Origin of the sequence: Gordonia sp. LUNF6 (genome assembly GCF_047041125.1) — a bacterium.
Classification (GTDB): Bacteria; Actinomycetota; Actinomycetes; order Mycobacteriales; family Mycobacteriaceae; genus Gordonia; species Gordonia sihwensis.
In genome coordinates this window covers 3,430,802-3,447,680 of sequence record NZ_CP178181.1, presented here as the reverse complement: position 1 = coordinate 3,447,680, position 16,879 = coordinate 3,430,802, and the positions used below count along the sequence as shown (strand labels likewise).

The 16,879-nt window shown below is 68.1% G+C and carries 18 protein-coding genes; 9 read left to right on the top strand and 9 right to left on the bottom strand.

From position 1 onward, the window contains the following. Positions 1-154: 154 nt before the first annotated feature. Together ACK8HH_RS16135 and ACK8HH_RS16130 are read right to left on the bottom strand one after the other, a co-directional pair. Positions 155-472: a GIY-YIG nuclease family protein gene (locus ACK8HH_RS16135; protein ID WP_045538273.1), complete on the bottom strand. Its 318-nt coding sequence runs from the start codon at positions 470-472 to the stop codon at positions 155-157. Positions 473-866: 394 nt separating this feature from the next. Continuing rightward, positions 867-2,579, bottom strand: coding sequence for an FAD-binding dehydrogenase (locus ACK8HH_RS16130; protein WP_231875673.1), 1,713 nt, complete (start codon positions 2,577-2,579; stop codon positions 867-869). Between the two features lie 297 nt (positions 2,580-2,876). Here ACK8HH_RS16130 and ACK8HH_RS16125 point away from each other — a divergent pair, with 297 nt between their 5' ends. From ACK8HH_RS16125 to ACK8HH_RS16115, 3 genes are all read left to right on the top strand, one after another. Further along, positions 2,877-3,314, top strand: a complete 438-nt coding sequence (locus ACK8HH_RS16125; RefSeq protein ID WP_006896087.1) for an Hsp20/alpha crystallin family protein — start codon at positions 2,877-2,879, stop codon at positions 3,312-3,314. A gap of 55 nt (positions 3,315-3,369) precedes the next feature. Further along, complete coding sequence (locus ACK8HH_RS16120; protein ID WP_156479406.1) at positions 3,370-3,519, top strand: hypothetical protein; 150 nt, start codon at positions 3,370-3,372, stop codon at positions 3,517-3,519. 306 nt (positions 3,520-3,825) lie between these two features. Then, positions 3,826-4,164, top strand: a complete 339-nt coding sequence (locus ACK8HH_RS16115) for a DUF1801 domain-containing protein (RefSeq protein ID WP_006896088.1) — start codon at positions 3,826-3,828, stop codon at positions 4,162-4,164. Between the two features lie 14 nt (positions 4,165-4,178). On the opposite strand, the gene ACK8HH_RS16110 is transcribed toward ACK8HH_RS16115, so the two are convergent. The 3 genes from ACK8HH_RS16110 to ACK8HH_RS16100 all read right to left on the bottom strand — a co-directional run bounded on the left by ACK8HH_RS16110 (position 4,179) and on the right by ACK8HH_RS16100 (position 7,507). Then, positions 4,179-5,540 (bottom strand): SagB family peptide dehydrogenase, encoded by a 1,362-nt coding sequence (locus ACK8HH_RS16110; protein ID WP_375003513.1) that lies wholly within the window; start codon positions 5,538-5,540, stop codon positions 4,179-4,181. Positions 5,541-5,544: 4 nt separating this feature from the next. Then, the gene (locus ACK8HH_RS16105; protein ID WP_412475340.1) at positions 5,545-6,522 is read right to left on the bottom strand and encodes an ABC transporter substrate-binding protein; all 978 of its coding nucleotides are present in this window, start codon (positions 6,520-6,522) and stop codon (positions 5,545-5,547) included. 64 nt (positions 6,523-6,586) lie between these two features. Continuing rightward, a complete protein-coding gene (locus ACK8HH_RS16100) occupies positions 6,587-7,507 on the bottom strand; it encodes a TIGR03564 family F420-dependent LLM class oxidoreductase (RefSeq protein WP_006896091.1) in 921 nt (306 codons plus the stop codon). 163 nt (positions 7,508-7,670) lie between these two features. Here ACK8HH_RS16100 and ACK8HH_RS16095 point away from each other — a divergent pair, with 163 nt between their 5' ends. Beyond that, entirely contained in the window at positions 7,671-8,885 is a 1,215-nt protein-coding gene (locus ACK8HH_RS16095) for an oxygenase MpaB family protein (RefSeq protein ID WP_375003518.1), read from the top strand. A gap of 23 nt (positions 8,886-8,908) precedes the next feature. Here ACK8HH_RS16095 and ACK8HH_RS16090 read toward each other — a convergent pair whose 3' ends face one another. Next, a complete protein-coding gene (locus tag ACK8HH_RS16090) occupies positions 8,909-9,532 on the bottom strand; it encodes a TetR/AcrR family transcriptional regulator (RefSeq protein WP_006896093.1) in 624 nt (207 codons plus the stop codon). 119 nt (positions 9,533-9,651) lie between these two features. On the opposite strand from ACK8HH_RS16090, the gene glsA reads away from it, so the two are divergent. Genes glsA through ACK8HH_RS16075 form a run of 3 tightly spaced genes read left to right on the top strand, consistent with a single transcriptional unit; the run spans position 9,652 to position 12,310 of the window. Next, complete coding sequence (gene glsA / locus ACK8HH_RS16085) at positions 9,652-10,680, top strand: glutaminase A (protein WP_222111085.1); 1,029 nt, start codon at positions 9,652-9,654, stop codon at positions 10,678-10,680. Further along, the gene (locus ACK8HH_RS16080; RefSeq protein ID WP_231650179.1) at positions 10,677-12,062 is read left to right on the top strand and encodes an MFS transporter; all 1,386 of its coding nucleotides are present in this window, start codon (positions 10,677-10,679) and stop codon (positions 12,060-12,062) included. Before glsA ends, ACK8HH_RS16080 begins: the two co-directional genes overlap by 4 nt. Beyond that, positions 12,059-12,310: a hypothetical protein gene (locus ACK8HH_RS16075; RefSeq protein WP_231650181.1), complete on the top strand. Its 252-nt coding sequence runs from the start codon at positions 12,059-12,061 to the stop codon at positions 12,308-12,310. The genes ACK8HH_RS16080 and ACK8HH_RS16075 overlap by 4 nt, the downstream gene beginning before the upstream one ends. Here the strand turns inward: ACK8HH_RS16075 and ACK8HH_RS16070 are convergent. Both ACK8HH_RS16070 and ACK8HH_RS16065 read right to left on the bottom strand, forming a co-directional pair. Further along, positions 12,307-12,900, bottom strand: coding sequence for a hypothetical protein (locus ACK8HH_RS16070; RefSeq protein ID WP_006896097.1), 594 nt, complete (start codon positions 12,898-12,900; stop codon positions 12,307-12,309). The genes ACK8HH_RS16075 and ACK8HH_RS16070 overlap by 4 nt on opposite strands. A gap of 288 nt (positions 12,901-13,188) precedes the next feature. Continuing rightward, positions 13,189-13,521 (bottom strand): hypothetical protein, encoded by a 333-nt coding sequence (locus tag ACK8HH_RS16065; RefSeq protein ID WP_045538282.1) that lies wholly within the window; start codon positions 13,519-13,521, stop codon positions 13,189-13,191. 41 nt (positions 13,522-13,562) lie between these two features. Here ACK8HH_RS16065 and ACK8HH_RS16060 point away from each other — a divergent pair, with 41 nt between their 5' ends. Together ACK8HH_RS16060 and ACK8HH_RS16055 are read left to right on the top strand one after the other, a co-directional pair. Then, entirely contained in the window at positions 13,563-15,587 is a 2,025-nt protein-coding gene (locus ACK8HH_RS16060; RefSeq protein ID WP_412475339.1) for a LuxR C-terminal-related transcriptional regulator, read from the top strand. A 155-nt stretch (positions 15,588-15,742) separates the two neighbouring features. Further along, positions 15,743-16,150, top strand: coding sequence for a hypothetical protein (locus ACK8HH_RS16055; protein WP_006896099.1), 408 nt, complete (start codon positions 15,743-15,745; stop codon positions 16,148-16,150). Positions 16,151-16,163: 13 nt separating this feature from the next. On the opposite strand, the gene ACK8HH_RS16050 is transcribed toward ACK8HH_RS16055, so the two are convergent. Continuing rightward, positions 16,164-16,814: an NAD(P)H-binding protein gene (locus tag ACK8HH_RS16050; protein WP_006896100.1), complete on the bottom strand. Its 651-nt coding sequence runs from the start codon at positions 16,812-16,814 to the stop codon at positions 16,164-16,166. Positions 16,815-16,879: the final 65 nt, after the last annotated feature.

Below are 16,879 nucleotides of genomic sequence, written 5' to 3'. Positions count from 1 at the left end.
ATGCGTCCTCGGCTTGCGCCTCGTTCTACTCGACGGTCCTGGGGCACCGTTCAGGTTTGTCGAGTAAGCGGAGGAGCGAAGCGACGAAGCGTATCGAGACGTTGCCGCCGACGGGGTCTCGATGCGCCCTCGGTTTACTCATAGGCCTGGGCGATCACTCCTGCGGCCTCGACGGCGGCGTCTGGCCCGGGCGGAAGCCCTTCTTCGCCGCGCGGCGCAGCGCGTCGAAATCGCCGGCGATCAGCGCCTCTCGTTTCGCGCGCGACCACTTCGACACGCGTCTCTCCATCGCGTACGCATCCTCGATGGAATCGAACTCCTCACAGAAGACCAGCTCGACCGGACAGCGATTCCGGGTATATGCCGACCCGCGACCTGACTGGTGTTGCTCGAACCGATGCTCGATATTCCGCGTGCTCCCCACGTAATAGCTGCCGTCCGCGCATTTCAGGATGTACATGAAGCCGTGCATGAGGCGACTGTGGCGGACGTCGGGGCGGGGTGCAATGCGGGTATCCACAGCGTGTGACGACGGGTCTCGATGCGCTTCGTCGCTTCGCTCCTCCGCTTACTCGACTGGCCTGGGGGGCGCTGCGCTCCTGTGTGTTTGGGGTCTCGGTAAGTCCTCGGCTCGGCTCGACCGCCGACCAGGTGATCGCCAGGTACAAGAACATCATCGCCCGCCTGAAGGCCGACGGCGTCCGTGTTCACGTGGCGACGATCCTGCCGGCGTCCGACTCGCTCTTCAGCGGCTACGCCGCCCCGCGGGCCGATTCGGAGCGCCAGCGGGTCCGGCCGGCTACCGCACGATGGCCGAGGCCGTCGACCTCTCGATCTTCAGCTGAGCGGCCGCGGCCGGTCGCGTATCACAGCAGGCGATGGGCGGCCCGGCCCGCGGTGCGGCCGGTGAACAGGCACCCGCCCAGGAAGGTCCCTTCGAGTGCTCGGTAGCCGTGGACGCCGCCGCCACCGAAGCCGGAGGCCTCACCGACGGCCATCAGCCCTTCGACGGGCCGGCCGTCCGCGGACAGGACCCGGCCCGACAGATCGGTCTGCAGTCCGCCGAGGGACTTCCGGGTCAGGATGTTCATCTTGATCGCGATGAGCGGTCCCGCATCGCGGTCGAGGATTCGGTGCATCGGCACGGTGCGCACGAGGTTGTCGCCGACGTAGGCCAGCGACCGCCGGATGCTCTTGATCTGCGGATCGGTGCTCTTCGGGTTGAAGGCCTCACGGTCGCGGTGCGCGATCTGCTTCTTCAGAGAACCCGGATCGACCAGATCGGTACCGACAAGGGCGTTCATCTTGGCCGTCAGCGCTTCGACGCTGCCCGCCGTGACGAAGTCCGGTCCGCGATCGAGGAAGGCCTGCACGGGTTTCGGAACGTCGTCGGTGGCGCGGTGCACCAGGTACAGCGGGAGGTTCTTGGCGGTCAGCTCCGGGTTCTGTTCGGAGCCCGAGAGCACGAACTCCTTCTCGATGATCCGCTTGTTCAAGACGAACCACGAGTAGTCGTAGCCGGAGCGCTGGATGAGTTCGAGGGTGCCGAGAGTGTCGTGGCTGGGGATGCCCGGTTCGCCGAATCGGCGACCGGCCGCGTCGAACCACATCGACGACGGGGCTCCGAGCACCCGGATACCGTGTCCGGGCCAGATCGGCGAATGATTCCGCAGGCCCTCGGTGTAGTGCCACATGCGGTCGCGGTTCACGAGCCGGGCGCCTGATCGTTCGGCGATGCCGAGCATCCGGCCGTCTACGTGCTGCGGGACGCCGGTGACCATGAATTCCGGCGCCGTTCCCAGCCGTGCCGGCCAGTTGCGGCGCACCAGGTCGTGATTGCCTCCGATGCCGCCCGACGCCACGATCACCAGTGGGGCGTGGAGTTCGAAATCCCCGATCTGCTTGCGGGAACTGGCTTTTCCTCGCGGCAGCGAACTCGGTTCGAGGACGCAGCCGCGGACGCCGACCACGGCTCCCTGCGCGGTGATCAGTTCGTCGACCCGATGCCGGAACGCGAACCGGATCCGTCCGCGGCGCTGCGCCTCGCGCACCCGCCGGACGAACGGTTCGACGACTCCCGGACCGGTGCCGAGCGTGGTGTGGAATCGGGGGACGGTGTTGCCGGGAGTGCCCGGAACGCCGTTGCCCCGCTCGGCCCATCCGACCACGGGGACCCACGAGACGCCCATTCCCGCCAGCCACGACCGCTTCTCTCCGGCGGCGAATTCCAGGTACTTCTCGGCCCATCTCCGAGCCCAGTAGTCCTCGCCGTCGACGCTGTGCGGCGAGCGGTCGAAGCCCGCGGTGGCGAACCAGTCGCGGTGTGCCCGCTCGTGCGAGTCGCGGATGCCGGCGAGACGCTGCTCCGGGCTGTCGATGAAGAACAGTCCGCCCAGACTCCAGTGCGCTTGGGCACCGACGTTCTGTCCCGACTCCTGATCGACGATGAGCACCTTGCGTCCGCGATCGGCGAGTTCGGACGCCGCGACGAGTCCGGACAGTCCGTGACCGACGATGATGACGTCGGCGTCCGGTGACGGCCCGGCCGCTGCCGCGATCCCGTGACCCGGCGCGACCAATGCGGCGGCGACGGCCGCGCCGCCCGCGGCGAGTGCCTGGCGACGAGTGATGGTCGGATTGAACTCAGCGGGCACGGGTGACCTTTCGATGTCGTGAGGGTGGTATCGGTCGTGTTCTCAGACGGCCTGCACCAGACTGACCGGGCGCGGGCCGCAGCGCGCGCGGTATCGCCGAAATCTGGCACAAGAGACACGAAAATCTGGCACTCGATGATCGAGAGTGCTAAATTTGGTGGTGCACAGTCGACGATCATCAGTCGAACCGGCTGGTGACAAATGAATAGGAGGTGTGGTGCTGTGCTTCGCTTCGATCCATTCAGCGACTTTGACGCCCTCGCCCGTGGCCTGCTCTCCGGCCAGGCAGGAACTGCGCGGACTCCCCGATTCATGCCGATGGACCTCTACAAGGTCGACAGTCACTACGTTCTCGCTGCCGACCTTCCCGGCGTCGACCCCGGATCGATCGACGTCAGCGTCGACAACGGCGTGCTGACCCTGTCGGCTCACCGGACCGTGCCGTCCGAAGACGCCAAATGGCTGGCCAGCGAACGCTTCTCCGGAACCTTCAGGCGCCAGGTCACCCTCGGTGAGGGAATCGACACGTCCGGAATCAATGCGCAGTACGACAACGGCGTACTGACGGTCACCATCCCGCTGTCGGAGAAGGCCAAGCCCCGCAAGATCGAGATCGAGCACAAGGGCGAGCCGCGGTCGATCACCGCTGCGACGGAGTGACCCGCTGACAGCCGCCGCAGGCGTCGCGCATTCTCTTCACCGAAGGAGGTCGTCGATGACGAGTGTCTTGGAAGTCGATCCGATCGACTGGCTGGAACAGCAGCATCCGGTCGATGCGGACGGCGCCGAACCTGACGACTACCCCCACACCGTGCGGGGAGCGGCGCAGGCCGACGCACTCCCTCACCGTTCCGAAGTCCCGTAACCGAACCGTGTGCCGGGCGTCCCGGGGAGAAACCCCGGGCCGCCCGGCACCTCACGATCTCTCATGAGAACGACGATCAGAGCATTTCGATGACTGCAGTCCTGCCTCCACGGGAGTCCGCCGCGCCGCGGCCCACGAGTGAGATCCGATGTTCCCGATGCGAGCGCGCCTACTGGCTCCGATGCCGGTCGGGCGCCGCCGCCGTCGACTTCGCCGCAGCCGACGGCTGGGTGATCGAACCCGGGCAGACGTTGTGTCCGTGCTGTGCGGCGATCGGAGACGGCCGCAATCGATTACCGTGAGCCCATGAGCAGCGATTGGCGGGCGACCCGCGTCGACGAGATCCGTTCACTGATCCACCGCGCCGCACCCGGTGTCGTCGAAGAGGCGAAGTGGAAGAAGCCCTCGAATCCCGACGGAGTGCCGACCTTCTCGCTCGACGGTCTGATCTGCACCGTCGAGACCTACAAGGCGAAGGTCAAAGTCACTTTCGCCAAGGGCGCGTCGCTGCCGGATCCCGCCGGGCTGTTCGTCCCCGCGACCGGCGGAACCCGCCGTGCCGTCGACCTCGCCGAATCGGACGATCTCGACGCGGACGCGTTCGTGGCGCTGGTCCAGGCGGCGGTCGCGCTCAACCGGGACTGAGGCGCAGGCCCGGCTCAGACGCGGGGACGGCCCACCACGAAGGTCCCCACATTGCATTCCTCCAACTCGTCGCGGCCGGTGGCCGCGGCGAATGCCGCGGTGTCGCCGTATCCCTGCGCGACCCCGCCGAGACCCATCGCCGTGGCGGTGAGATACAGCGTCTGGGTCAGCACGCCGACGTGTTTGAGGATCACCGCGTACGCCATCTGCTCGTACGTCCACATCATTCGGCCCGCCCGAGCGGCCAGGGCGAGCATCACCTGCGGCAACTCGCCGTCGGCGAGGGTGAGAGCGGCGGGCGAGAGCAGCCGATTCACGGCGGGGTCGTCGATGTCGGCCACCCGGCGCAGTGCGTGCCGGTACGAGTCGTAGTGGTACATCCCGGGTGCGACGCCGTCGACGGTGCGGATCACCGGGTAGATCTCGAGTTCGTAGAGCGAGCCGCCGGAAGGGTAGGGGCGAGAAGGAAGCTCGGTGACGGCGGTGCCGGAACGCTCGAGGGTGGCCACGTTCCGAGTTCGGGCGCAGCGATACAGCAGCTCGCCCAGCTCCGCGACGGTCATCGGTGCGGCGTCGTCGAAGCTGCGGACGGACACCCGATCCTCGACGACGCGCGCCAAGGGAACGTCCGACTGCGACAGGCGGTCGAGGTCGGGCACGGGCAGCGGGATGCTCTCGCCCGGGTACGGTTCGGGCGACGCGGGGACCGGCGCGAAGTGCCCGTCGGCCCAGCGGGTGGGGCCGAAGTGGGCCCAACTGGTGCCGCGGTCGCCGACGGTGCTCCGACGGTGGAACCAGAGTTCGTGGGGACTCCACGCGGCCGCTGAGAAATCGGACTCCTCGCCGTCGGCGTCGAGAACGGCGTGACCGGTCCACAGCAGATCCGACCACAGCGAGTCGGCGACGAGGTCGTCGTCTCGGCCGCCGGCCAGGATCGCGGCCACCGAAGGGGCGCCGATCACCACGTCGCACCAGGAGCGCGGGTTCTCGGCGACGACCTCGCCACCCGTCCTGCGGAGCACCGTGAATCGAGACAGCACCCCGTCGGCGTGACGCGGCTCGGGGCGCGTGGAATCGACGGAGCGGAACGGCCGGAGGCGGTACAGCTCGGTCTCGCCGCGGGAGACGGCGAGTTCGAGTGCACCGGCCGACAGCAGATCGCGCAGCAGATAGGCGACCGGCGGAGGCGGTGCCGCGTCGAAGGCGACCGGGCCGGCGTTGAGTGCTTTGAGTACGCCGCCCTGCATGGGCACCAGTCCGGTCAACCGGCGTTTCGCCGGCAGAACCGTAGCGGTCCCGGGAGCGCCGAGCACGGCTTTGCTCCCGGGACGCCAGGTGTAGACGTTGCGCAGGGCGGTCCGCGAGGGACCCGTCATCCGATCAGGCCGTCGCCTTCTGGAAGGCAGGCTTCAGCTCGTCGAGCAGGTACGGGATCGCCAGCGGCGTCGGCTGATTGAGTCCGCTGATGTCGGCGACGGACAGATCGGCGACGGCCCCGCTGCGGACCGACTCGAGCTCCGAGTATCCCGGCAGCTTGCGCAGCGCGCTCTTGAGAGCCGGGGTGTTCGCCGTGACGATCAGGACATCGGCGTCGAGCATCGGGACGTTCTCGGTGGAGATCGGGAAGCGCGGGTTCTTCGTCTTCTCGAACTGAGCGAGCAGCTTGGGCGCGACCTTCATGCCGAGTTCGTTGAACAGGTACGCGGCGCCGTCGTTCGGATCGGCCATCACCTGGATCTGATCGGCGGAGTACATGTACGCCATCGCGTACGTCTTGCCCGCCAGACGCGGGAGCTCCTTCTTGAAGTCGGCGATCTGGTTGTTGACGCCGGCGGTGATCTCCTTGGCCTTGCCGTCCTGACGCAGCAGGGTGCCCATCAGCGCGACAAGGTCCTGCCACGGGTCCACCTGCTGACCGGTCACGCCGGGGATGGTGGGCGCGATCTTTCTGATCTTCTCGAAGTTCTCCGGCTGCGACTTGGGCATGTAGCCCTCGGCGAGGATCAGGTCGGGCTCGGCCTTGGCGATCTGCGCCACCAGGTTCTCCGGATCCAGTGCCGTCGATCCCTGCAGCTTGTCACCGGTCCAGGGCGACGGGCTGCCGGTGAGGATCTGGATGTTGTCGAGGTAGGCAACGGGCTTGACGCCGAAGGCCAGTGCGGTGTCGATCCACTGCGCGCCGAGGGTGACGATCCGCTTGGGAGTGCCCTTCACCGTCACCGGTCCCTGCGCGGTGTTCACCTGGATCGGGCCGCCCGAGGCCTCGTCCTCGTCGGGAGCGCTGCACGCGGACACCGTCAGGACGACGGCCAGCAGACCCGCCACCAGTGCCAGGACGGTCTTCATAGTCGACTTCATGAGCCGAATAGTAACCCAGGCTCACCTAACTTTGCTTAGTCGGCCCTGGGTTGGGAGTCGGACATCACGCATCCAGCGTCCGCAGGAGAGCGCGCGTGCGGGCGCGAGTCTCGCGGTCGCGATCGAACAGTATGCCGACGAACTCGTCGACGCCGAAGGCTCCCAGCTCCCGGACGCGGTCGGCGACGGTGGCTTCGTCGCCGACGATCGCGGCGTCGCCCGGACCGGTGAAGCCCTCGCGGTCGAGCATCGCCTTGTACGAGGGCAGGTTGTCGTACATCGCGAACTGCTCGGCCGCGGCGGCGCGGGCGCCGTCGGCGTCGTCGGTCACCGAGACCGGCAGCATCGCCACCACGCGCACGTCGGAGGCCGAGCGTTCCGCGGCCTCGGCGGCTGTGCGCAGGGTGGGGGCGATGTGATCGCGCAAGGTCTTGGGCCCGGTCATCCAGGTCACCGTGCCCGCCGTGCGACTGCCCGCGATGCCGAGCATCTTCGGTCCCAGCGCGGCCAGGTACACCGGCGGCGCGGGAACGTCGGCGATCGTCAGGGCGCCCCGCGTCGTCACGAGTTCGCCCGCGCTGCTGACCTTTTCGCCGTTCAGTAGCGGGAGCAGGCCGTCGAGGTACTCGTTGGTGCGCTGGACGGGCCGCTTGTAGGAGACGCCCCACATGCCTTCGGTGACCACTTGGTGGCTCAGGCCGAGTCCAAGATGGAGGCGCGGACCGATGATCGCGTTGGTGGTCAGCGCGCGTTGCGCCAGGAGCATCGGATGCTGCACCTGCATCGGCAGCACGCTGGTACCGAACTCGATCTCCGGCACCTCCCATCCCGCGACCGTCAGCATCGTCAGGGCGTCGGGCTCATTCGGCATCTGGGTGCACCAGACTCGGCGAAAGCCCTCCTCCTGGATCTCCGCGAGGCTCTCGACGGCCTTGTCGACGGAGGCGGTGCGGGCATTGATGGTCCAGACGACGCTGACATCCATGGGTGCTCCTGAGTTCGGGACGGTCGACGTCGATCCTATGCTTCGTCGCCGACGCGCGTGGGTGGCTCGGGACCCCGCCGCGGGGAGCTGGTGCGCGTGCAGCCGGTGAGACGATATAGTCAAACAGTCTCAAAATGGTGCGTTCATCTCTTACTCTTGCCGCATGGAACTGGTCGTGTCGCCCGCGCATCTGCGGTTGCGGAATCGAATCGAGCGGATTACGGGAGTGGATCTGTTTCCCGGCGACGACGTGCGCTCGGCGTTCGCTGCGGGACTTCTCGCCGGCGACCCGACGGCGGAGGCCTTCGTCGCCGAGACCTTTCACGGTGAGATGGGCGGTGCGGCGGCGCGCGAACTCCTCGACGAGGCGCTGCGAGTGGGGATCGACAACGTTCCCGACGCGCCCGAATCGATGCGGGCTCTCTTCGCCGAGTTCGAGACGGTCCCGGACTGGGTGGATCCGGACCTGGTGGAGCAGGGCGCGGCGGTGTGGCGACGCTGGGGCTACAACCTCGGAGCGGTCGGGAATGCGGGCACGATGGACACCTACACCGAGGCGTCTCTCGCGGTGCCGCTCTCACTCGCCGGCGGATACGCGGGATCGAGTGCGCTGAACCGATATCTCGAGACGAGTCGGTGGTGGCTGGAGGTCTGCCGTCCGGGGGCGGTGCTCACTCCCGGGTCGACGGCGCGCGCCATCTCGCTGCGAGTCCGCGTGATGCACGTGTCGGTGCGGGCGCGCGTCTTTGCGCATCCGGAGTGGGACGCCGAACGGTACGGTCTGCCGATCAGCCAGAGCGAGATGATGCTGACCCTCCTCGGCGGCAGCGTGGGTCCGGCTTTCGGGCTGACCGCGCTCGGCTTCCTGACCAGTCCGTCGGAGGTCCGCGCCGTCCTCCATTTCAATCGGTATCTCGGTCACCTGGTCGGTTGCCGGGTGGACGAGATGTATCCGGATACCTATGCCGACGGCCTCCGGCTGCTCTACTACTTCGACGCCACGCGCAAACACGACTCCGGCGGTCTCGGTTCCGAACTGGTGGAGTCGTTCGTCCCCGCGTTCGCGCCGCATCCGGGAATGCGCGGCCCGGGCCGGTTGCGTGCCCTGTTCCACCTGCATCTGCAGGCCGGCTACACGCGGCTGTTCATGCTGCCCTGGAACCGGCGCGCCCACCGGCTCCCGAGCGGGCTGCCCGGCGTCGCGATGCTGATCGGACGGGCGCCCTTCATCGCCGTGATCGAAGTGGCGCGCCGCGTACTGCCGGGTGTGGATCGGTGGTGGCAGGCCGGGTCTATGAGACGGTGGCGGCGCTGGCACGCCTGGCACAGCGGGAGCCGTGTGGAGGCGTTCGACGCCACGGCCCCGTTGCGCCGCTGACCGCCCGAGCTCGCGCAGCGGCGTCAGACGGCCGTCCGCAGTGCGCGGTACACGCTCTCGCCCAGGAATTCGGCCAATTCGTCCGGCGCCCAACGAGAATCGGCGAGCAGGGAGCGAACGGCGCCCTCGCTGGCGGAGACCCACAACTCCACCAGCGGGTACAGCTTCTTGTCGATGTCCGCCTCCGGCATCCCCCACGCCGCCAGGGTCGGCCGCAGCAGATCGGTGCAGCGGGCCACGGCGTCGGCCCGTCCCCGGCCGAAGAACTCCGCGACTTCGGAGTCGGGGGAGCCGTACACCAGCCGCCAGGTCTTGGGCTGTTCGGCGACGGTGTTGAGCAGCGCGCGGAAACCGTCGATGAAGACCGTCGCGTCGGCGTCGACGGCTCGCCTGCGGAGCACGGTCGTCATCGATTCGCGCAGCCGGCCCTCCTCGCGCTGGACCAGTTCGGCGATCATGTCGACGCGGTTGGCGAAGCACGCGTAGATCACCGGCCGGGTGACGCGCAGCCGCTCGGCCACCGACGCCACGGTCACGGCCGAAACGCCTTCGGAGACGGCGATGTCCAGCGCGGCGTCGAGGATCTGGGGCCGACGACGCTCGGGGCCGAGATGCTCGGCGCGTGGCCGGTGGGAGTTGGCAGCCATTGCGCTAAGAGTTTAGAGGTTCGGGACTCTCGTCGACGCTGAAAGCCGGTGTGCGGCCCGGAACGTGCGGAACCTACGATGACCGGACGACGAAGTGCGCGTCGACGAGAGGAACGCCGGTGGATAGAACCGTGAACGATGTGGCTCAGCAGGTCTCGACCGGCGCCATGCCGGGATGGCACCGCGTCGAGACCCTGGCCGTCCAGGCGCATGCGCGCTACGCGTCCAATGCCGACGGGCATGTCGCCGACTACATCCCGGGGCTGGCGGCCGCCGACCCGGAGCTGTTCGGGCTGGCGGTCGGAGAGATCGACGGATCGGTCCACGGCGCCGGCTCGTGCGAGACGCTGTTCTCGATTCAGTCGATCTCCAAAGCCTTCGTCTATGCGATGGTCTGCGACGCCGTGGGCCACGGCGTCATCAAGGATCGGGTCGGCGTGAACAACACCGGCTTGTCGTTCAACTCGGTGATCGCCGTCGAACTCAACAACGGTCACCCGATGAATCCGATGGTGAACGCCGGCGCCATCGCCACCACGGCGCTGGTCCCCGGAGCCACGCCGGCCGAACAGTGGGAGGTGATCCGGACGGGGATGTCCCGGTTCGCCGGACGGCAGCTCGAACTCGACGGCGAGATCTACCATTCGGAGATGCGAACCAACCAGCGCAACAGGGCGATCGCACAATTGCTCGAGAGCTACGGGCGCATCGACATCGATCCGTCGGACGCGGTCGACACCTACACGCGCCAGTGCTCGCTCCGCGTCAGCGCGCGCGACCTCGCGGTGATGGGCGCGACGCTCGCCGACGGCGGAGTCAACCCGGTGACCGGTGAACGGGTGGTCTCCGACCAGGTCTGCCGCGACACCCTCGCGGTCCTGGCGTCGACCGGCATGTACGAGCGTTCCGGCGAATGGCTGTTCGAGATCGGCCTGCCCGCCAAGTCCGGGGTCTCGGGCGGCATCGTCGCGATCGCCCCGGGCAAGGGCGCGATCGGCACCTTCTCGCCCCTCCTGGATTCGGCCGGGAACAGCGTTCGCGGCCAGTTGGCGACCGCGTATCTCTCACGTGCACTCGGCTTGAACATCTTCGCCTCGGCTCCCGCCCACCACTCTTCGGCACCAGCCGCCCGAAAGGATGCAGTATGACGACCACCGCCGTCCCGGTCAGCGAGGAGCGGCGCTCGTGGCTGCCGCTCATCGGACTGTTCTTCGCGCAGGTCCTGATGTCGTTCAACGTCGCGGCGCTGCCGGTCTCGATCGGCGGGATGGTCGACGACTTCGACGCCACGCCCACCGCCGTCGGCACCACCATCGTCATGTACGGGCTGGCCGTGGCCGCATTGGTGATGCTCGGCGGCAAACTCGGTCAGCGCGTCGGATGGGTGATGATCTTCCGGATCGTCGTCGTCACCTTCGCCTGCTCGTCGCTGATGATGATCTTCTCGCCGTCGGTCGGGTGGGCGATCGCCGGACAGGGCCTGGCCGGAGCATCCGCGGCCATCATCGTGCCGTCGCTGGTCGCATTGATCGCTGAGAACTACGTCGGCGACCAGCAGGCGACGGCGGTGGGATCGCTCGGCTCGGCTCGTGCGGTCTCCGGCATGAGCGCCTTCTTCATCGGCGGTGCGCTGGGTGCGTCGGTGGGCTGGCGGCCGGTGTTCGGCATCGTCCTGGCTGTGGCGGTCATCGTCTTCGCGCTCAGCTTCACCCTCCGCTCGGACAAGGGTGACCCGAGTATCGAGATCGACGTGATCGGCGCGGTGCTGATCGGTGGCTCGGTGGTGCTGCTGACGCTCGGCTTCAACAACCTCAACTCGTGGGGCCTGTTCTTCGCCGACGCCGGTGCGCCCTTCGACGTCGGCGGAGTCTCGCCGGCGCCACTGATGATCGTGCTCGGTCTCATCGTCGGCCAGGGCTTCTTCGTCTGGACCCGGTCGCGGATGAAGGCGGGCAAGGTTCCGCTGGTCGATCTGTCGGTGCTCGGCAGTTCGCGTGAGCGTGCCGCGGTGTACGCCATGTTCATCGTCGTCTCGCTGGAGGCCGCACTGAACTTCACCGTGCCGCTGTACATCCAGATCGTTCAGGGCCGTTCGTCGTTCGACACCGCGATCGCGATGATTCCGTTCAACCTGACGGTGTTCGTGACCGCGCTCCTCGTGATCAGGTTCTACCGGCGCTACAGTCCCCGCACCATCGGCGTCTTCTCCTTCGGCCTCACCACCGCGGCACTGCTGTGGCTCTCATTCGTGGTGAGCAACAACTGGGAGACGGCGGCGACGATCATCGGGCTCATCGTGTTCGGCATCGGGCAGGGCGCCCTCGTCACCCTCGTCTTCAACGTGCTCGTGACCGCGGCTCCGACGCGTCTGGCCGGTGACGTCGGATCGGTCCGCGGCACCACACAGAATCTGGCTTCGGCGGTGGGCACGGCGGTGGCCGGCGCGCTGCTGTCACCATCCTCGGCTTCACGGTCGCATCGTCGGTCGCGAGCCACCCGGAACTGCCCGACTCGCTGGTGGAACAGGTGAATCTCGATAACGTCAACTTCGTCAGCAACGACAATCTGCGGACCGCTCTCGAGGAGCAGACGGACGCGACCCCGGCACAGATCGACGCCGCGGTGGAGGTCAACGAGGACACGCGTCTGCGGACCCTGCGATTCGGACTGCTGTTCCTGGCCGCCGTGAGCGCGACCGCGATCATTCCGGCCGGCCGACTGCCGAACTACCGCAGGGAGGAGATCCCCGCACCCGGAGACGACGAAGGCGCGGCCTAGGCCGCGGCCTCGCTCTGGCGGGGTTTGATGCCCAGGCGGTCGGCGAACAGTCGCCGCTGGATGATCCAGCCCGCCACCGACAATGCGATCCACAGCGCGTTCGAGGTGATGCTGGCCGCTGCCGAGTCGGGACTGTCGACCCAGTTCAACGGCTCGAAGGCGCGCCCGACGCCGATCAGGACCATGCTGGCGCCGCCGATGGAGGTGAGCCACAGCAGTGCGCGTGCGCGGTACTTGTCGGCGCAGAACGCGGCCGCGACCGCGATGGCGACGATGATGATCGCGCTGGCCGCCCACGAATTGTCGCCGGGCTGAACCAGGTCGGCGAGGCGTGCGCCGCCCACCGCTCCGGTCAGGCCGCCCACGAAGTACGCGGCGAACCGGAAGATCAGCGAGCAGACCACCCAGGCCGACACCGCGCCGATCAGGCCGAACAGGAACATGGTCAGACCGCCGGCGTTGAACAGGCCGCTGACGATCCAGCCCAGACCGAATCCCGCGGCGATCACGCCCAGATGCACTGACCGCACCCCGTAGAAACACAGCAGCGCGCCGACTGCCAGGATCACCAAGCCGTTTGCATCAAACATCCTCGAGCCCTTCCGGTTCTGCCGTCGCGTCCGGCCGGACGCGATCGGCGCCGCGCCCGCGGTGGACAGGAACGTCAGAGTAGTCGAGAATCCCCCAGCCCCGAGCCGGATACCGCTGACGAGTCTTCCGTCTGACGGTAGGCGCGGAAATTACCGTAAATGGGTGAAATCGCCCTCGAAATCGGCTCTGCCGCAGAACAATGGGCGAATGGCGTGGTTCAGGGACGGGCAGGCGGTGAGACCGTTCGACCGTCCCGTCGTCCGCAATGCGTTGCCGCGCCGCACCGTCTACGCACTGCTCGACGAGTACCGGTCGACGCCGGTCACCGTGGTCTGGGCCCCGGCCGGGTACGGCAAGACGACCGCGGTCGCCGGATGGCTCACCGACCGCCGGCATCCGGCGGCCTGGGCCGATCTCGCCCGTGTCGGCGACGACCCGGCCGCGCTCTGGTCGGCGGTGGTCACCGCCGTGGCCGAGATGGGCATCGGTGATCCCCGTGCGCTCGCCGCGATGATCGACTTCTCCGCGTGCTCGCCGGCGGAGGTGCCCGCGCGGCTGGCGTCGTGCCTGGCCGACTCCGGGCCCCTGCTGCTGGTGCTCGACGACCTGCACTCGGTCACCGGGCCGCGCGCACGAGCAGTTGCTGGAACTGGTGGACCGGATGCCCGACAGCGTGCGCATCGTCGCGGTGACGCGCCACGATCCGCCGTGGCCACTGCACCGCATGCGGGTGGAATCGGTGCTGAGCGAGGTCCGCGTCGACGAGATCCGGTTCGGTGTTCACGAGGCGGCGGCGCTGCTGGCGGATGCGTCGGTGACCGTCGGTCCGGACGACGTGGAGCGGCTGGTCGAGCGAACCGGAGGCTGGGCCGCCGGTCTGCGCCTCGCGGCCATCGGTCTGGCTTCGGCGGCCGATCCGCACGCGTACGCCACCGAGTTCTCCGGACGGGACGGATACGTCGCCGACTATCTGATGCGAGAGGTATTCCTCGGCGCACCGCTGCAATGGCGCTACTTCCTCACCAGGGTCTGCGTCGCCGACGAAGTGTGTCCGGAACTGGCCGCTGCTCTCGGCGGAGGTGAAGACAGCGGTGAGCGGCTGGCCGAACTCGCCGGTCTCAACATGTTCGTCCACGAGAGCGCAAACGCCCCCGGCTGGTACCGGCTGCACCCGCTCCTGCTCGATCTGCTCCGTTCCCGGATCACCGACCGGCGCGATCTGGCCACTTCGCATCGGGTGGCCGCGCACTGGTTTCGTGAACAAGGCATGCCCAGACGGGCGCTGGAGCATGCGATCGAGGCGAACGAGTGGGAGGCGGCCTCCGAACTCGTCGGCACCCACATCATCGCGTGGGCGATGGCGCGCCCGCCGGACTGGCTGTCGGCGACGTTGAGCCGAGTTCCGCGGGACGCGGTTCTCACTCATCCCGGGTTGGCGATCGGGGTGGCGACGGCCGAGGCCATGACGGGCCGGACCGCCGACCTGGACGAGTTGGCAGCGGCGGCGCACGGTCGCGTCTGCCGCCTCGAGGGCCGCAGGCGTCGCCGGTACGAGTTCCTGTTGGAATTGGTCGAGTTGGGATTGCGGCCGTGGATCGACGATCCGGCGGGGTTGCGGGCACGCTGCGATCGACTGCACCGGAACCCAGAGGCGCTGGCGACTTCCGGACTGGCGGACTGGGACGTGATTCGGACGGCGCTGGTCGGCAACCTCGGAGCCTGTGAGCTCTGGTCGGGGGATCGTGTGGCGGGCCGAGCCGATCTCGCCGACGTGCTGCGGTATGAGGGCGGCCCGCGGATTCTGCTTCCCGTTCTCAACGCCCGCGCGAACCTCGCGCTTCTCGAGTGGCAGGACGGAGACTTGTCGGCGGCTGAAACTCACGCCCGCCGCGCGGTCGCAGATGCCGACGAGCTCGGCAGTCCTCTCGCCGTCCAGGCCGGGGCCGCACATCTGGCGCTTGCGGGCATCGCGCTCGACCGGGATGACCTCGACGATGCGGCGACGTGGCTCGATTCGGCGTCCGCATCGGTCCACAGCCCCCACGCGACCGTGGTGCTGGTGGTCCTCCAGGCGCGGCTGATGATGGCGCGACGAGCCGTCGCCGAGGCGCTCCGGTTCGCCGACGAGGCACTTCGCGCGGCGTCGGTCCCGGGCGTTCCGGACTCGTTGGTGACCGTAGCGATCGGCACCCATGCGGTGCTGAGTCGGAACCGCCACCGCAGACGTGTCGGCATCCGCTTCGCGGGCGACGCGGACTCGATCCGGGGAATGGTGGCCGAGTGCCTCGACGTCGCGGCGAACAGCGGCGGAGGGTCGAGCAGGGATCAGCGACTGCGGGCCCTCGACCGAGCCCTGGGCATCGCCGCCGGTCATCGGCTTCGCCGGTCGTTCCTCGAACGAGGAGTCCACTTGCGCGAACTGCTGTCCGACCGGGTCGCCGGCGGCACGGAGCACAGCGGCTTCGCACTCGACCTTCTCAATCGGATTCCGGTCCGTACCGGCGGGCTCGTCGACGAGGCGGGCCGGCTGGTTCCGCGGCTGAGCGCCCGCGAGATGGATGTCCTCCGGCATCTGCTCGGTGCCACGACCACCGCCGAGATCGCCGATCGGCTGTTCATCTCGGTGAATACCGTCAAGACGCATCAGCGCGCGATCTACCAGAAGCTCGGGGCGCGGCCGTCGTGACGCGATAACGCGGGCGCGGGAGCTGAGGCTGATCTGACCGGGACCGAGCACGCCGGATTCTCCCGTGCCGTCGGAATCACTCGCAAAGGGTGTTGTGCGAGGGATGGCCGAGCGCGATGATGGGGCCAGACGATCAACACGATGGGAGTTCTCTCATGTCCGTTCCCGATCAACGCGAATCGCATCCGGTACGGCAGGGCCTCGCAGGCGGAGCCACGTTCGCCGCTGCGATCCTGCTCTTCGTCGCCGGTCTTCTCGGTCTGTTCCAGGGTATTTCGGCGGTCGTCAACGACGACCTGATCGTCGTCGGCCCGCAGTACGTTTACCAGTTCGACACCACCGCGTGGGGCTGGATCCACATCGTGGTGGGCGTCCTCGCGATGATCATCGCGATCGGCATGTTCACCGGTGCGGTGTGGGCGCGCGTCGCGGCCATCGTCATCGCATCGCTGTCGATCATCGCCAATTTCCTCTGGCTGCCGTACTACCCCTGGTGGTCCATCTTGCTCATCGCCCTCGACCTGGTCGTCATCTGGGCGGTCGCCACCTGGAAGTCCGCTTGATCGGCGGTAGGTGTCAGCGCACCGCTTGATCGACGGGTACGTCGCCGTCGGTGAACGCGATGTCCTTTCCTGTCGTCGACGGTGTCGCGAGGACCGCGGCGGCGACCAGTGCGACGTTCGCCCGCGACGTACCGGGATTGTCGGGTGAGCGCGTCGCGCCCGGGTCGATCGCGCCGGTCGGTTCGTCGAGCGTCAGCCGGCCGGGCATCAGAATTGTCCAGTCGAGGTCAGCCGAGCGCAGAGCCGTGTCAGCAGCGGCTTTGGCCTCGGCGTACGGGAAGAACGAGTCGCTCTCGGGCACGCCGTGATCGGGGCCGGCGCCGAGGTAGGAGACCATCACGAAGCGCCGAACACCCGCGGACTGCGCGGCGTGCATCGTGGCGATTGCCGCATCGCGGTCGACGGCGTACGTGCGTGCCGGGTCGCCGCCGCCCGCGCCCGCGCTGAAGACCACGGCGTCGGTGCCCGTCAACGCCTCGGCGATCTGACCCTCAGTCGAGTTCTCGATGTCGAGGATCAGTGCCCGTGCGCCCGTCGCCTCGACGTCTGCGGCATGGTCCGCGTTGCGGATGATCGACGTGACCGCGTCGCCACGCGCGATGAGCAGGGGAGCCAGGAGTAGGGCGATCTTTCCGTGACCGCCGATGATCGCGATGTGAGCCATGCACTCGACCGTACGCGTGCGTTACGCTCGCCGCCGGGTCGCGCGGCGTCGGGCGTCACCCCGCC

Bases quoted from the DNA above. Each gene is read 5' to 3' on its own strand.
- ACK8HH_RS16135 (WP_045538273.1), bottom strand. From the start codon at position 472: ATGCACGGCTTCATGTACATCCTGAAATGCGCGGACGGCAGCTATTAC.
- ACK8HH_RS16120 (WP_156479406.1), top strand. From the start codon at position 3,370: ATGACGAGTGTCTTGGAAGTCGATCCGATCGACTGGCTGGAACAGCAG.
- ACK8HH_RS16115 (WP_006896088.1), top strand. From the start codon at position 3,826: ATGAGCAGCGATTGGCGGGCGACCCGCGTCGACGAGATCCGTTCACTG.
- ACK8HH_RS16110 (WP_375003513.1), bottom strand. From the start codon at position 5,540: ATGACGGGTCCCTCGCGGACCGCCCTGCGCAACGTCTACACCTGGCGT.
- ACK8HH_RS16105 (WP_412475340.1), bottom strand. From the start codon at position 6,522: ATGAAGTCGACTATGAAGACCGTCCTGGCACTGGTGGCGGGTCTGCTG.
- ACK8HH_RS16100 (WP_006896091.1), bottom strand. From the start codon at position 7,507: ATGGATGTCAGCGTCGTCTGGACCATCAATGCCCGCACCGCCTCCGTC.
- ACK8HH_RS16095 (WP_375003518.1), top strand. From the start codon at position 7,671: ATGGAACTGGTCGTGTCGCCCGCGCATCTGCGGTTGCGGAATCGAATC.
- ACK8HH_RS16090 (WP_006896093.1), bottom strand. From the start codon at position 9,532: ATGGCTGCCAACTCCCACCGGCCACGCGCCGAGCATCTCGGCCCCGAG.
- ACK8HH_RS16080 (WP_231650179.1), top strand. From the start codon at position 10,677: ATGACGACCACCGCCGTCCCGGTCAGCGAGGAGCGGCGCTCGTGGCTG.
- ACK8HH_RS16070 (WP_006896097.1), bottom strand. From the start codon at position 12,900: ATGTTTGATGCAAACGGCTTGGTGATCCTGGCAGTCGGCGCGCTGCTG.
- ACK8HH_RS16060 (WP_412475339.1), top strand. From the start codon at position 13,563: ATGCCCGACAGCGTGCGCATCGTCGCGGTGACGCGCCACGATCCGCCG.
- ACK8HH_RS16055 (WP_006896099.1), top strand. From the start codon at position 15,743: ATGTCCGTTCCCGATCAACGCGAATCGCATCCGGTACGGCAGGGCCTC.
- ACK8HH_RS16050 (WP_006896100.1), bottom strand. From the start codon at position 16,814: ATGGCTCACATCGCGATCATCGGCGGTCACGGAAAGATCGCCCTACTC.